The sequence below is a fragment of the Micromonospora sp. WMMD712 genome (assembly GCF_029581295.1).
In the GTDB taxonomy this organism is placed as follows: Bacteria; Actinomycetota; Actinomycetes; order Mycobacteriales; family Micromonosporaceae; genus Micromonospora; species Micromonospora carbonacea.
In genome coordinates this window covers 1,499,989-1,514,393 of sequence record NZ_CP120743.1, presented here as the reverse complement: position 1 = coordinate 1,514,393, position 14,405 = coordinate 1,499,989, and the positions used below count along the sequence as shown (strand labels likewise).

The window sequence follows — 14,405 nt, the reverse complement described above, 5'->3', positions numbered from 1 at the left end:
GACGGGGCTGCGGGCCGGGCCGGGCCGGCAGAGCTGTCCGGCAGCCGACCGGGAGGTTTTCCCTGCCGGGGCGGGAAGGCCAGCTCTGTCGGGCGGGAATCCCGGGCGGCCACGATCACCGTATGGTTCGTACCGGTCGCGCTTCGTTCGCTCAGGAACGGCTCTACTTCCTCAACCAGTTGCAACCCGGCAACCCGGCCTACGTGGTGGCCTTCGGGGTGCACCTGCACGGCGCGCTTCGCCCCGAGGCGCTGCGCGCGGCCCTGCTGCGCGTCACCGCCCGGCACGAGGCGCTGCGCACGACGTTCGCGCCGGTGGACGGGGTGCTCGTCCAGCGGGTGACGGACTCCCCGCAGGCGGAGATCGAGATCGAGGCCGGGGAGTGGGCCGACCGGGACACCCAGGAGGGGTTCCTGCGGACCCTGGTCGCCGAGCAGGCGCGTCGGGCGTTCGCGCTCGACGAGGGCCCGGTGCTGCGGGCGTACCTGCGCTCCTGGGGGCCCGACGAGCACACCCTGGCGGTGCTGGTCCACCACATCGCCTGCGACGGCTGGTCGGTCGGGCTGCTGCTGCGCGACCTCGCCGCCGAGTACCACGCCGCGCTGGCCGGGGCGGACGACGCCGGCCACGCCGAACCGGCCGAGTCCTACCTGGCGTACGCGCAGCGGCAGCGCGCCGCCTGGGAGCGGGACGACTCCGGGCTGGACTTCTGGCGCACCACGCTGCGGGACGCCCCACAGCTCGCGCTGCTCACCGACTTCCCCCGGCCGAGCGTGCTCGGCAACCGGGGCGCGGTGCTGCGCCTGCCGGTCGACGCCGGGCTCGTCGACCGGCTGACCGGGTGGGCGCGGGAGCGCGGCGCGACGCTGTTCGCGGTGACCCTGGCCGCGTACGCCGAGGTGCTGTCCCGCTACGCCCGCCAGGACGAGGTGGTGATCGGGGTCCCGGTGGCCAACCGGATGGACGAGGCCGAGGAGCGGCTGGTCGGCTGCCTGGTCAACACCCTGCCGATCCGGCTCGACCTGACCGGCCGGCCCCGCTTCGCCGAGCTGGTCGACCGGGCCCGCCGGGCCAGCATGGCCGCCTTCGCCAACCAGGACGTGCCGTTCGAGGAGATCGTGCGGGCCACGGTGGGGGAGCGGCAGCTCAGCCACGCGCCGCTGTTCCAGACCTCGCTGACCGTGCAGAACTTCCCGTTCGCCTTTCCCGACTTCGACGGGGTGAAGCTGACCGAGGTGGACGTCGAGGTCGACGTCACGAAGTTCGACGTGGGGCTCACCCTCGACGTCTCCACCGACGCCCCGTTCCTGCGCGCCGAGTACAGCACCGAGCTGTTCACCGAGGAGACCGTCGCCACGCTGCTCCGGCACTACCTGACCTTCCTGCGCTCGATCGTGGACGAGCCGGACGCCGAGCCGTCCATGGTGGACGCGGCCGAGCGCCGGCTGCTCACCGAGGGGGTGAACCCGCCGCTGACCGCCGAGCCGGTCGACTACCCGTCGGTGCTGCGCCGCTTCGACGAGCACGTGGCGCGTACCCCCGACGCGGTGGCGGTGCGGCACCGCGACGCGACGGTGACCTACGCCGAGCTGGACCGGTGGGCCGGCCGGATCGCCGCAGGCCTCGCGGACCTGGGGATCGGCCCCGGCGACCGGGTCGGGCTGCTGCTCGGCCGCTCACCCGCGGTGATCGCGGCCATCGTCGGGGCGTGGCGGCTCGGCGCCGTCTACGTGCCGCTGGACCCGGAGTATCCCCGGCAGCGCCTCGACCTGATCGCCGCCAGCGCCGGGCTGCGGATCATGCTGGCGGAGCCCGGCACCGCCGACACCGCCCGGGCGCTCACCGCCGGCCGGGGCATCCCGCTGGCCGACCCGCACACCCTCGACGGGGCCGCCGCGGTGCCGCGGGCCTACCCCGGCGGGGACGACCCGGCCTACGTCATCTACACCTCCGGCTCGACCGGGGCGCCCAAGGGCGTGCTGGTCGGGCACGGCGGTCTGGACGCCCTGAACACCCCCACCCCCGGTGGTCTCGACGTCACCGCCGCCGACGGGTGGCTGGCGGCCAGCTCCTTCTCGTTCGACGCCTCGGTGTGGGAGATGTGGGGGGCGCTGACCACCGGCGGCCGGCTGGTCGTCGCCGACCGGGCGGACCTGGTCGACCGGGAGCGGCTCGCCGCCCTGGTGCACCGGGAGGCGGTCACGGTGGTGTTCCAGACCCCGGGCGCCCTCTACCGGCTGCTCCCGCCCTACCTGCGGCAGCTCGGGGGCGAGCGGTCCCGGCTGCGCTACGTCGTCCTCGGCGGCGAGGCGCTGAGCTGGGCCCGGCTCACCCGACTGGTCGCCGGGGCGCCCCACCTGGACACGGTCTTCGTGAACATGTACGGCATCACCGAGGGCACCATCCACTGCACGATCGTCGCCGCGCCCGCCGCCGAGCTGGCCCGGGTCAGGGAGGGCGACGTCGGCGTGCCGCTGCCCTCGGCCCGGTGCTACGTCCTCGACGAACAGCTGCGCCCGACCGGGGTGGACGTGCCCGGCGAGCTGTACTGCGGCGGGGTGCTCGTCGCGCACGGCTACGTGGACAACCCCGAGCTGACCGCCGCCCGCTTCCTGCCCGACCCGTACGGGCGGGGGGTCATGTACAGGACCGGCGACGTGGTCAAGTGGGGCACCGACGGCACCATGGTCTACCTCGGCCGCAACGACACCCAGGTGCAGCTGCGCGGCTACCGGGTGGAGCTGGCCGAGGTCGAGGGCGCGTTCCTCACCCACCCGGCGGTGCGCTCGTGCGCGGTGGCGGCCGAGGACGACCAACTGGTCGCCTTCGTCGTCGGCGGGACCGGCCCGGACACCGAACGCGAGTTGCGCGGCCACGTCCGGCAGACGCTGCCCGCCTACATGGTGCCGGCCCGGATCCTCACCGTCGAGACGATCCCGCTCACCGCCCACGGCAAGGTGGACACCGCCCGCCTGCTGGCCGAGACCCGCGCGGCCCGGACGGCCGCCGCGCCGGCCCCGGCCGCCGACCACGCCACCGGCACGGACCTCCAGGAACGGGTACGGGCCTGCTGGAGCGAGGTGCTCGGCCGCTCCGACGTGGGGCTGCACGACAACTTCTTCGACCTCGGCGGGCACAGCTTCGCGCTGATCACGTTGCAGCAGCGGCTCGCCGACGAGGGGCTGGAGGTCTCGGTGACGGACCTGTTCCGGGCCGGCACGGTCGCCGGCTGCGCGGCGCACCTGCGCGCGGCCGCCCCGGTGCTGGCCGACGCGCGGGTCGCCCACCGCCACCAGGGGCGGGCCCTGCTCGCCGGCCGCCGACGCGGCGCCGGAGGCGACCGTGGCTGAGCCCGACGACGACGCCACGGTAGCCGTGGTCGGCCTGGCCGTGCGCGTCCCCGGCGCGGACCGGGACCTGGACCGGTTCTGGCGTCACGTGGCGCACGGCATCGACGCGGTCAGCTTCTTCACCCCGGAGCAACTGCTCGGCTGGGGCGTGCCGAAGGACCTCGTCGAGCATCCCGACTTCGTGCCGGCCCGGGCGGTGCTGGACGGCGCGGACCGCTTCGACCACCGGCTGTTCGGCTACTCGCCGTCGGACAGCGCGCTGATGGACCCCCAGCAGCGGATCCTGCTGGAGTGCGCGTGGGCCGCGCTGGAGCATGCCGGCCAGCCGCCGGTCGCCGCCGACGGCAACCGGACCGGGGTGTACGTCGGCACCGGGCTCAACGTCTACCTGCTCGACAACGTCTGGCCCAACCAGCGCGCCGTCGAGGCGGCCGGCGGCCTCGGGCTGATCATCGGCAGCGACAAGGACTTCGCGGCCACCCGGATCGCGTACAAGTTGAATTTGCAGGGCCCGGCGGTCACGGTGCAGGCCGCCTGCTCGACCTCGCTGGTCGCGGTGCACCAGGCGGTGCAGGCGCTGCTGACGTACGACGCCGACGTGGCGCTGGCCGGGGCGGCGACGGTGGCGCCGCCGACGCGGCGCGGACACCGGTACGAGCCCGGCGGCATCTTCTCCGCCGACGGCCGGTGCCGGGCCTTCGACGCCGCCGCCGACGGGACCGTGCCCGGCGACGGGGCGGGCGTGGTGGTGCTCAAGCGCCTCGCCGACGCCCGCCGGGACGGGGACACCGTGCACGCGGTCATCCGGGGCTCGGCGATCAACAACGACGGCCTGCGCAAGGCCGGCTTCACCGCGCCCGGCCCCACCGGCCAGGCGGCGGTGGTCTCGGCGGCGCTGGAGGTGGCCGGCGTCGACCCGGACACCGTCGGGCTGATCGAGACGCACGGCACCGGCACCGCGCTGGGCGACCCGATCGAGGTGGCGGCCCTGCGGCAGGTCTTCGACAGCGACCGGCCCGACCGTGCCCCCTGCGCGCTGGGCGCGGTCAAGTCGGTCGTCGGGCACCTGGACACCGCAGCCGGCGTGATCGGGCTGGTCAAGACGGTGCTGGCGCTGAAACACCGCACCGTCCCGCCGATCGCCCACCTGAGCACCCCCAACCCCCGCATCGAGCTGGCCGGCTCGGTCTTCGAGCTGCCGGTGGCGGCGCGGCCCTGGACCCCGATCGACGGGGTGCTGCGGGCCGGGGTCAGCTCCTTCGGCATCGGCGGCACCAACGCCCACGTCGTCCTCGAAGCCGCCCCGGACCCCGCGCCCCGCCGCCGTCGGCACGTCACCGAGCTGGTCCTCGTCTCCGCGAAGACGGCCGCCGCCGCCGAGGACGCCGTCGACCGGGCGGTGGGCTTCGTGGCCCGGACCGCCCCCGGCGACCTGGCCGACGTCGCGTACACGCTGCGGACCGGCCGCGCCGAGCTGCCCTGGCGGGCGGCGTTCCTCACCGGCCCGCACGGTCCGGCCGCCGGGACCGGCGCGCCGGCCCCGGCGGCGCGGCAGGTCGACGCGAAGGCGCGGGCGCGGGGCGTGGGCCTGCACCTCACCGCGGCCGGCGAGCTGACCGGCAACCGACCCAACTACGACGCCGACCCGGTCTACCGGGCCACCGCCGACGAGGGCGCGGCGCTGCTGCGCGGGCAGCCCCTCGACGAGCCGGCCCGGGAGCGGGCCACCCGGCTGGTCGCCTGCGTCGGCCTGGCCCGGTCGCTGCGCGGCCGGGGGATCGCCCCCGACGAGCTGGCCGGCGCCGGCCTCGGCCTGCTGGCCGGCGCGGTGGTGGCCGGGGTGCTCACCCTGCCGGAGGCGGTGGCGCTGCTGCGCGGCGACCCCGCCCCGGCGCGGCCCCGCCCCGCCGGGCTGCCGCTGCGGCCCGCCGGCGGGGAACCGCTCACCGACGCCGAGTGCGCCGATCCGGCCCGCTGGCGGGCGGCGGCGCTCGCCCCGGCCGCGCCGCAGCCGCCCCCACCCGACGCCGACCGGCTGCTCTGGGTCGAGGTCGGCACGAGCGTCACCCCCCGGTTCGGGCCGGACCCGTCGACGCTGCCCGCCGACCGGCACGCCCGGCTGCTGGCGACCGTCGGCGCGTTGTGGCAGCTCGGCCTGGCCGGCCCCTGGGACCCCGCGTACGACACGGGGCGGCGGCGGGTGCCCGCCCCCACCTACCCCTTCGCCGCCACCCGGCACTACCTGGACGCCCCCGCTACCCACCTGGAAACGGAAGAGAGGCACCACTGATGCGCGACGTAGCCGACCGGACCTGGGTGGCCGAGTTCGAGGAGCTGTGGAAGGAGGTGCTCGGCGTCGACACGGTCGACGACGACGACGACTTCTTCGACCTCGGCGGCCACTCGCTGAGCGCGCTGCGGCTCAGCACCCTGATCCGCCAGGAGCTCAACCTCGCGGTGATGTTCGGTCACGTGCTGGAGAACCCCCGCTTCGCCGACCTGCGTGCGGTGGCGGGCCAGGTGCCGGCGGACCGGCCGGCGGCGGAGGCGGTGTGATGGACCGCCCCGACCTGGCCGCCTGGATGCCACTGGCCGCCGGGGTGCTCGGCGTCGCGCCCGAGCACCTGCCCCAGGCGGCGGCCACCGAGTCCTTCGTCGGGCTGGGCGGCACCTCGTTGCAGGCCATCGCGCTGGTCGCGCTCGGCCAGCGGGAGCTGCGGGCGCACGTCGAGGCGGGCCGGCTGCTGTCCGCGCTGCCGCTGGCGCAGGTGCTCGCCGACGCGGTCGACCACGTCGACACCGCCCCGCCGGTGCTCGCGCGGCGGCCCGCCGAACGGGACCTGCTGCCCGGCCAGCGGTCCATGCTGGCCGCGCACCTGCTCGACCGGGACGCGCCGTACCACCTGATGTTCACCCTGGAGGCGGACGGTCCGCTGGACCCGGCCCGCGTCCGCCGGGTGCTGGGGGAGCTGGCCACCCGGCACGAGGCGCTGCGCACCCGCTTCGTCCACGAGCCCCGGCAGGCCCGGATCGTGCTGCCCGCGCCGTACCAGCCGCGGCTGCTGCATCAGACGCTGCCCGGCGACGACGCGGTCCGCACCGTGCACGACCTGTACGGCGGCGCGGCGGCGCGGCTGCTGCGCCCCTTCGAGGAGCCACCGGTGGTGTTCGTGCTGACCCGGGCCGGGGACCGGGACCTGCTGACCCTGCTGGTGCACCACGTGATCAGCGACGGCTGGAGCATCGGGCTGCTCTGGCGGGAGTTCACCGGGCGCTACGCCGCCGACGCGGCGGGCGGCGCATCGTCCGACGACGACGCGGCGGCCGGGCCCGCGCCCTCCCCGGACTGGATCGGCAGCCGGCTGGCCGCGCGGGAGGCGGCCGGGGAGGTGGACGCCGCGCTGGCCCGGATCCGGACCCGGCTGGCGGGCGCGCCGAGCACCGTGGCGCTCGCCACCGACCTGCCCCCGCTGGCCGAGGCCGACGGGCGGGGCGCCCGCCTGCGCTTCCACCTCGACCCGGCGACGGCCGACGCGGTGACCGACCTGGGCCGCCGCTGCGGGGTGACCGTGCCGTCGGTGGTCATGGCGGGCTGGGCGCTGGCCGCGTCCCGCCACGCCGGGCTGGACGACCTGGTCCTCGGGGTCCCCGTGGCGGGCCGCTTCGAGGCGGGCATGGCGGAGATCGTCGGCCTGTGCACCCGGGTCGTCCCGGTGCGCTGCTCAAGCGGCGACACGCTGACCGTACGCGAGCACGTCCGGGGCGTGGCCGCGGCGGTGGGCGAGGCGGCGGCCGACGCCGACGTGCCGTTCGAGCGGGTCGTCGCGGCGCTCGACGTCCCCACCGAGCCGGCGCGCAACCCGCTGGCGCAGCTCGGCTTCGCCGCCCACCACGAGCTGGTCCCCGACGAGCTGACCGGCGGCGGCCGGCGCTGGCGGCTGCACGAGGGGCACTGCCACGGTGCGGTCTTCGACGCCCTGCTCTACCTCCAGTCCTGGTCGGCGCGCCCCCGGCTGGCCCTGGAGTACGCGACGTCGGTGCTCACCGCCGCCGAGGCCGGTGAGCTGGTCGAGTCGTTCCGGGCGGCGCTGGCCGCGCTCGCCGCCGACCCGGACGCGCCCCTGGGCCGGGTCGGCGCCCTCTCGCCGGCCCAGCGGGACCGGCTGCGCACCCTGGGCGCCGGCGGCCCCCACCACACCACCGACGACGTGTGGCACCGGTTCGCCCGCCACGTCCGCGACGGGGGCGAGAGGATCGCGCTGGTCGACCCGCAGGCCGGGCTCACCCTCACCTACCGCGACCTGCACGACCGCGCCGTCGCCCAGGCGGGCCTGCTGCACGCCTGCGGGGTACGGGCCGGCGACGGGGTGCTGCTGGAACTGCCGCGCTCGGCGGCGGAGGCGGTGGCGGTGCTGGGCGTGCTGCGGCTCGGCGCGTACTACGTGGCGGTCGACCGGGACGCCACCGACGAGTGGCGGGCGCACCTGGCCGGGGCGGTCGCGCCCCGCGCCCGGCTCGGCGTGGCCGCGCCCGGACCGCACTGGTCCGGCGTGGCGGACTGCCCGCTGGTCGACCTCCACGACCCGGCCCCGGTCTCCGACGCCGGCCCCGAGGCGGCCCCGGCCGGGCCGAAGCAGACCGCGTACACCTCGTTCACCTCCGGGTCGACCGGCGTGCCGAAGGGCGTCGTCGTCCCGCACCGGGCGGTGCTGCGCCTCGCCGACGACCCGGGGCTCCTCGTCGACCGGCCGGGCATGCGGATGCTGCGCCTGTCGCCGCTGGCGTTCGACGCGTCCACCCTGGAGCTGCTGGTGCCGCTGGCCAACGGGGACACCGTGGTGGTCTTCCCGGCCGGGGAGCCGACGCCCGACGCGCTGACCGGGTTCCTGCGCGCCGAGGCCGTCAGCCACGCCTGGCTCACCTCGGGCGTCTTCCACCTGGTCGCCGACCACCGGCCGGACGCCTTCGCCGGGCTGCGGCAGCTCCTCACCGGCGGCGGCGTGGTCTCGCCGGCGCACGTGCGGCGGGTGCTGGCCGCCTGCCCGGGGCTGCGGCTCACCAACGGCTACGGCCCGACCGAGAACACCACGTTCACCACCACGTACTCCGTCGACCACGCCGAGGCCACCCCCGACCCGCTGCCGATCGGCGGGCCGGTGCGCGGCACCGACCTGTACGTCGTGGGACCGGGCGGCCGCCTCGTCCCGCCCGGGGCGGTCGGCGAGCTGTGGGCGGCGGGGACCGGGCTCGCCGACGGCTACCTCGACGACCCGGCCCGCACGGACGCCTCGTTCGTCCGCTCCGCGGAGCTGGGCACGCGCCTGTACCGCACCGGTGACCTGGTGCGCTGGGGCGCGGACGGGCAGCTGCGGTTCCTCGGCCGCAACGACCGCCAGGTGAAGATCGCCGGCCACCGGGTCGAGCTGGTCGACATCGAGCGCCGGCTGCGCGCCCGGCCCGGCGTACGCGACGCGGTGGTCTTCACCGTCGGCGACCCGGCGACCGGGGTGCGCCTGTGCGCCGCCCTCAAGCCCGACGCGGACGGCGTCGACGTGGCCGACGTGCGCCGGGCGGTGGAGCCGGAGCTGGCCCCGTACGCCCGCCCGCAGCAGTGGCACACCGTGGCCGAGTTCCCGCTGGACCGCAACGGCAAGGTCGACCTGCGGGCGCTGGCCGCCCTGGCCGCCGCCGCGCCCCCCGCCACGGACGCCGCGGCGGAGTCCCCGGCGTCGTCCCCGGCCCCGTCTTCGGCGTCGCTGACCGAGTTCGAGGAGCTGGTCACGAGGGCGTGGGTGGAGGCGCTGGGCACCGACGACTTCGACCTCGACGAGGCCTTCTTCGACGTCGGCGGGGAGTCCCTGCGGCTGGCCGTGGTCCGCCGGCTGCTCCAGCAGCGGCTGTCCGGCCGGACCATCCCGCTGACCGACCTCTACCGCTTTCCGACCGTCCAGACGCTGGCCCGGCATCTGCACGCACAGACCGAAGGAGCAGGCGCACCCTCATGAACGGCGACATCGCGATCGTAGGCATGGCGGGCCGGTTCCCCGGTGCCGCCGACGTCTGGCAGTACTGGTCCAACCTGGCCGCCGGCAGGATCACCATCAGCTCGCTGACCCGCAGCGAGCTGCTGGCCGCCGGGGTGCCCGCCGACCGGCTGGACGACCCCGCGTACGTGCCGGCGCGCGGGATGCTGGCCGACCCGGAGCTCTTCGACGCCGCCTTCTTCGGCATCACCCCCCGGGAGGCGGAGACCACCGACCCGCAGCACCGGCTGCTGATGCAGACCGCCTGGGCCGCGCTGGAGTCGGCCGGGCTCGCCACCGACGCGCCCTTCGGCCGGGTCGGCGTCTTCGCCGGCGCGGGCTTCAACTACTACGCGCTGCGCCACGTCTTCGCGCGGCCCGGCCTGGTCGACGCGCAGGGGCTGCTGTCGGTGGTGCTCGGCAACGAGAAGGACCACCTGGCCGCGAAGATCGCCTACCGGCTGGGCCTGGGCGGGCCCGCCGTCACCGTGCAGACCGCCTGCTCGACCTCGCTCGTGGCGGTGCACCTGGCCGCGCAGAGCCTGCGCGCCGGCGACTCGGACGTCGCGCTGGCCGGCGGGGCCTGCGTGGCCGTGCCGCAGCACTCCGGCTACCTGTACGAGACCAAGGGCATCATGTCGGCCGACGGCACCTGTCGCCCGTTCGACGCCACCGCGGAGGGGACCGTGCCCGGCAACGGCGTCGCCCTGGTGGTGCTCAAACGCGCCGAGGACGCCCGCCGCGACGGCGACACCGTCTACGCGGTGATCAAGGGGTCGGCGGTGAACAACGACGGCAGCCTGAAGGTCGGCTACACCGCCCCCGGGGTCGCCGGCCAGGTCGACGTGCTGACCCGCGCGTACGCCGCCGCCGGGGTGGACCCCGCCACCGTCGGCTACCTGGAGGCGCACGGCACCGCCACCGTGGTCGGCGACGCCATCGAGCTGTCCGCGCTGACCGAGGTGTTCACCCGGGGCGCGCGGCCCTGCTCGCTCGGCTCGGTCAAGGCCAACGTCGGCCACCTCGACGCGGCGGCCGGCGTCGCCGGGTTGATCAAGGCCGCGCTGGCGCTGCACCTCCGCCAGATCCCGCCGCTGGCCGGCCTGAAGCAGGCCCGGCCCGAGCTGCTCGACGGCTCCACCCCGTTCACCGTGGACGCCGTCGCCCGGCCCTGGGACACCGACGGCACGCCGCGCCGGGCCGGGGTCAGCGCGTTCGGCCTCGGCGGCACCAACGTCCACGTGGTGCTGGAGGAGGGGGCCGGGCCGGTCGCGCCGGACCCGACCGCCGGGCCCGGGGAACGCACCGAGCTGGTGGTGCTGTCCGGGCGCACCCCGGAGGCGGTCCGGGCCGCCGCCGACCAGCTCGGCGAGCACCTGCGGCAGCATCCCGACCTGCCGCTGGCCGACGTCGCCCGCACCCTGCAGTCGTACCGTCGGCACTTCCCGCACCGGCTCGCGGTGGCCGCCCGGGACCTCGCCGGGACGGCGACCCGGCTGGGCCGCGCCCCGGCCCGGGCGGCGGCCCGCCGGCCCGGCGTGGTCCTCCTCTTCCCCGGCCAGGGCGCCGAGTTCCCCGCCATGTCCCGGGGCCTCTACGACCGCTACCCCTCGTTCCGGGCGGACCTCGACCGGGGGGCGCGGCTGCTCACCCCGATCCTCGGGCTGGACCCGCGGGAGGTGCTGGTCGACGACGACCCGCACGACGTGGCGCATCGCACCGACGTGACCCAGCCCGTGCTGGCGCTGCACGAGCTGGCCCTCGGCCGGCTGCTGCTCTCCTGGGGGATACGACCGGCCGCGCTGGTCGGCCACTCCGTCGGCGAGTTCGCCGCCGCCGCGCTGGCCGGCGAACTGGCCGGCGACGACATGCTGCGCCTGGTGGCGGCCCGGGGCCGGCTCATGCACGACGCGCCCGAGGGCGGCATGGTGGCCGTCCTCGCCTCCCCGCCCGCCCTCACCCCCCACCTGGCCGGCCTGGCCGACCTCGACGTGGCCGCGCGCAACGCCCCCGACCTGACCGTGGTGGCCGGGCCGGTGGCGCAGCTCGACGCGCTGCGGGAGCGGCTGACCGGGGCGGGCGTGCACTGGCGGACGCTGCCCGCCCGGCGGGCGTACCACAGCCGGATGATGGCCGACGCGGCCCGGCGGTTCGGCGTCGAGGCCGACCGGGTGGACCAGCGTCCCCGCACCGTAGCGGTGATCAACACAGTGGACGGCGCGCTGCTCGGCAAGGGGCTCTCCCGCCCGGCGGGCTACTGGGCGACCCAGCTGCGCAGCCCGGTCGGCTACCACGACGCGCTGCTGACCGCGCTCGGCCTGCCCGACCCGGTCCTGGTCGAGGTGGGGCCGGGAAGCGCGCTCACCGGCGCCGCCCGGCAGACCCCGCAGGGCCGGTCGGTGCCCGCGTACGCCCTCCAGCCACGGGCGACGGCCCGCCCGGACGCCGGCGACGTGCTGGCCGGCATCGGTGCGCTCTGGACGGCCGGGGTGGGCGTGGACTGGCCGGCGCTGCGCGGCGACACCGGCGGTCGGCGGGTCGCGCTGCCCGGCTACCCGTTCGCCCCCACCCGACACTGGCTCGACGCCGCCCCGCCCGTCCCGGACCTCCCGCCACCCGTCCCGGACATCGCGCCACCGGTCCCGGACGTCCCGGCGTCGCCGGCCGGCGCGACGGACGCCCCGGCCTCACCGGCCGGCGGCGAGGACGGGCTCGTGGGGGAGCTCGTGGCGCTCTGGACCGCCCTGCTCGGCGTCCCGGAGATCGGCCCGGACACGAACTTCTTCGCGGCCGGCGGCGACTCGCTCCTGCTCATCCGCATGATCAGCCAGGTGCAGCGCCGCTACGGCGTGCGGGTGCCGATCGACACCCTCACCGCCGACGCCACGCCGCGCGTGCTCGCCGGGCTGGTGACCGCGTGACCGGCCGCCAGGACGCCCCGGACCTCGCCGCCGCGGTGGCGGCCGTGCTCTGCCACCGGCTCGGCGGCGCGACCGAGGTCGCGGTGCGCGGACCGCGCGGCGAGCTGCGGCTGCACGTGGGCCCGGACCACACCCTCGACCAGGTACGCGCGCAGGCGCGCAGCCTGTCCCCGGCGGCGGCGGTGCCTGACGTGCTGCTGCCCGCAGCGGTGCCTGATGGGCTGCTGCCCGCGGCGGTGCCTGACGTGCTGCTGTCCCCGGCGGGGCCGGACGTGCTGCCTCCCGCACCGGCCACCACCGCTGGCGGCGTCGCGGCCACCCTGGGCGCGCTGCCGGTGCGCTTTCTGCGCCACCACGGCGACGCCCGGTGGCTGCCGGAGCGCCTGCGCACCCTGCACGCCTGGCTCACCGCCCACCCCGACCGGCCGGTGCGGGAGGCGACGCTCGTCGGCCCCGAGGAGCGCCGCACCCTGCTCGGCTTCAACCCCGCGCCGACGCCCGCCCCGCGCACCCCGGTGCACGAGCTGATCTGCCGGCAGGCGGAACGCACCCCGGACACCGCCGCGCTGCGCGGCGGCGGCCGCCACCTCAGCTACCGCGAGTTCCTGGACGAGGCGGCGGCGCTGGCCGGGCGGCTGCGCGCCGACGGGGTGGGGCCGGGGTCGGTGGTCGGGCTCTGCGCCGAGCGCAGCCCCGAACTGGTGGTCGCGGTGCTCGGCGTGCTGCTGGCCGGCGCGGCGTACCTGCCGGTCGACCCGGCGCACCCGCGTCCCCGGCTGGACCTCATGCTCGGCACCGCCGGAGCGACGCTGGTGCTGACCGACCCGGCGGGGCGGGCCGCGTTGGGTGCCGCGCCGGCCGTGCCCGTCCGCCCGCTGGACGGCGGCGACCGGGCCGCCCCGCCGGTCGACTGGCGCGGCTACCGGGCACCGGAGGAGGTGGTCCACGGCCTCTCGTACGTGATCTTCACCTCCGGGTCGACGGGCGCGCCCAAGGGCGTGCAGATGACGCACCTGTCGCTGGCCAACCGCCTGGCCTGGATGCAGGACACCTATCGGATCGGCCCGGGTGACGTGGTGTTGCAGAAGACGCCGTACACCTTCGACGTCTCGGTGTGGGAGCTGCTCTGGCCCTTCCTCGCCGGTGCCACCCTGGTGACGGCGCAGCCGCAGGCGCACCGCGACCCGCAGGAGATGGTCGAGGTGATCGCCCGCGAGTCGGTGACCACCGTCCACTTCGTGCCCTCCATGCTCGCCCTCTTCGTCGAGGAGGCGGGACTGGAGCGCTGCGTCGACCTGCGCCGGGTGATCTGCAGCGGGGAGGCGCTGCCGCCGAAGCTCGTCAACAAGCTCACCGCCGTGCTACCCGGCGCGCAGGTGCACAACCTGTACGGCCCCACCGAGGCGGCCATCGACGTCACCGCCTGGCGGTGCCGCCGGCCCGAACCGGCCGACACCGTGCCGATCGGCCGGCCGATCAGCAACGTCGTCGCGTACGTGCTCGACGACCGGGGCGAACTCGCGCCGCTGGGCCAGGTGGGGGAGCTGGTGGTCGGCGGGGACTGCCTCGCGCGCGGCTACGCCGGCCGGCCCGACCTGACCGCCGAGCGGTTCGTCGAGGTGACCGTCGCCGGCCGGCCGCAGCGGGTGTACCGGACCGGGGACCTGGTCTGGTGGTCGCCGGAGGGCCACCTCAACTACGTCGGCCGGGCCGACACCCAGGTCAAGATCCGCGGGCAGCGGGTGGAGCTGGGGGAGATCGAGGCGACCCTCAACCGGCACCCGCTCGTGGCCAACAGCGTCGTGCTGCTCCGCGAGGACCCGGGCGCCGCGCCGGCCCTGGTGGCGTACCTGGTCGCCGAGCGCGACGCCGACCCGGCCCGGCTGGCCGAGCCGGCGCTGCGCGCGTTCCTCGCCGGGGAGTTGCCCGACCACATGGTGCCGGCCCGCTGCGTCCTCCTGCCCGAGCTGCCCGCCACCGCCAACGGCAAGGTCGACCGGCGGGCGCTGCCTGCTCCGCCGGCCCGGGTCCGCCGCCGCTCCGGCGTCCGCGCGGGCCGCCCCGATCCCGTCGCCTCGCCGTCCCGCGCCTGACCCGTCGTGGCCGCGGCC

General features: G+C 76.8%; 6 protein-coding genes. All 6 read left to right on the top strand.

What is annotated here, in order from left to right; genetic code table 11:
* Positions 1-122 precede the first annotated feature (122 nt).
* From O7633_RS06175 to O7633_RS06150, 6 genes are read left to right on the top strand one after another with little or no spacing between them, the layout of a single operon-like run.
* On the top strand, positions 123-3,350 hold the full coding sequence (locus tag O7633_RS06175) for an amino acid adenylation domain-containing protein (protein ID WP_282326686.1): 3,228 nt from the start codon (positions 123-125) through the stop codon (positions 3,348-3,350).
* Positions 3,343-5,640: a polyketide synthase gene (locus O7633_RS06170; RefSeq protein WP_282326683.1), complete on the top strand. Its 2,298-nt coding sequence runs from the start codon at positions 3,343-3,345 to the stop codon at positions 5,638-5,640. Before O7633_RS06175 ends, O7633_RS06170 begins: the two co-directional genes overlap by 8 nt.
* Positions 5,640-5,906: a phosphopantetheine-binding protein gene (locus tag O7633_RS06165; RefSeq protein ID WP_278136012.1), complete on the top strand. Its 267-nt coding sequence runs from the start codon at positions 5,640-5,642 to the stop codon at positions 5,904-5,906. The genes O7633_RS06170 and O7633_RS06165 overlap by 1 nt, the downstream gene beginning before the upstream one ends.
* Entirely contained in the window at positions 5,906-9,355 is a 3,450-nt protein-coding gene (locus O7633_RS06160; RefSeq protein WP_282326680.1) for an amino acid adenylation domain-containing protein, read from the top strand. The genes O7633_RS06165 and O7633_RS06160 overlap by 1 nt, the downstream gene beginning before the upstream one ends.
* On the top strand, positions 9,352-12,294 hold the full coding sequence (locus tag O7633_RS06155) for a beta-ketoacyl synthase N-terminal-like domain-containing protein (RefSeq protein WP_282326679.1): 2,943 nt from the start codon (positions 9,352-9,354) through the stop codon (positions 12,292-12,294). Before O7633_RS06160 ends, O7633_RS06155 begins: the two co-directional genes overlap by 4 nt.
* Positions 12,291-14,387, top strand: coding sequence for an amino acid adenylation domain-containing protein (locus O7633_RS06150; RefSeq protein ID WP_282326678.1), 2,097 nt, complete (start codon positions 12,291-12,293; stop codon positions 14,385-14,387). The genes O7633_RS06155 and O7633_RS06150 overlap by 4 nt, the downstream gene beginning before the upstream one ends.
* The last annotated feature ends 18 nt before the right edge of the window (positions 14,388-14,405 follow it).

What these genes read in the sequence shown, in the direction of transcription:
- O7633_RS06175 (WP_282326686.1), top strand. Translation starts at nt 123, where the DNA reads ATGGTTCGTACCGGTCGCGCTTCGTTCGCTCAGGAACGGCTCTACTTC.
- O7633_RS06165 (WP_278136012.1), top strand. Translation starts at nt 5,640, where the DNA reads ATGCGCGACGTAGCCGACCGGACCTGGGTGGCCGAGTTCGAGGAGCTG.
- O7633_RS06160 (WP_282326680.1), top strand. Translation starts at nt 5,906, where the DNA reads ATGGACCGCCCCGACCTGGCCGCCTGGATGCCACTGGCCGCCGGGGTG.
- O7633_RS06155 (WP_282326679.1), top strand. Translation starts at nt 9,352, where the DNA reads ATGAACGGCGACATCGCGATCGTAGGCATGGCGGGCCGGTTCCCCGGT.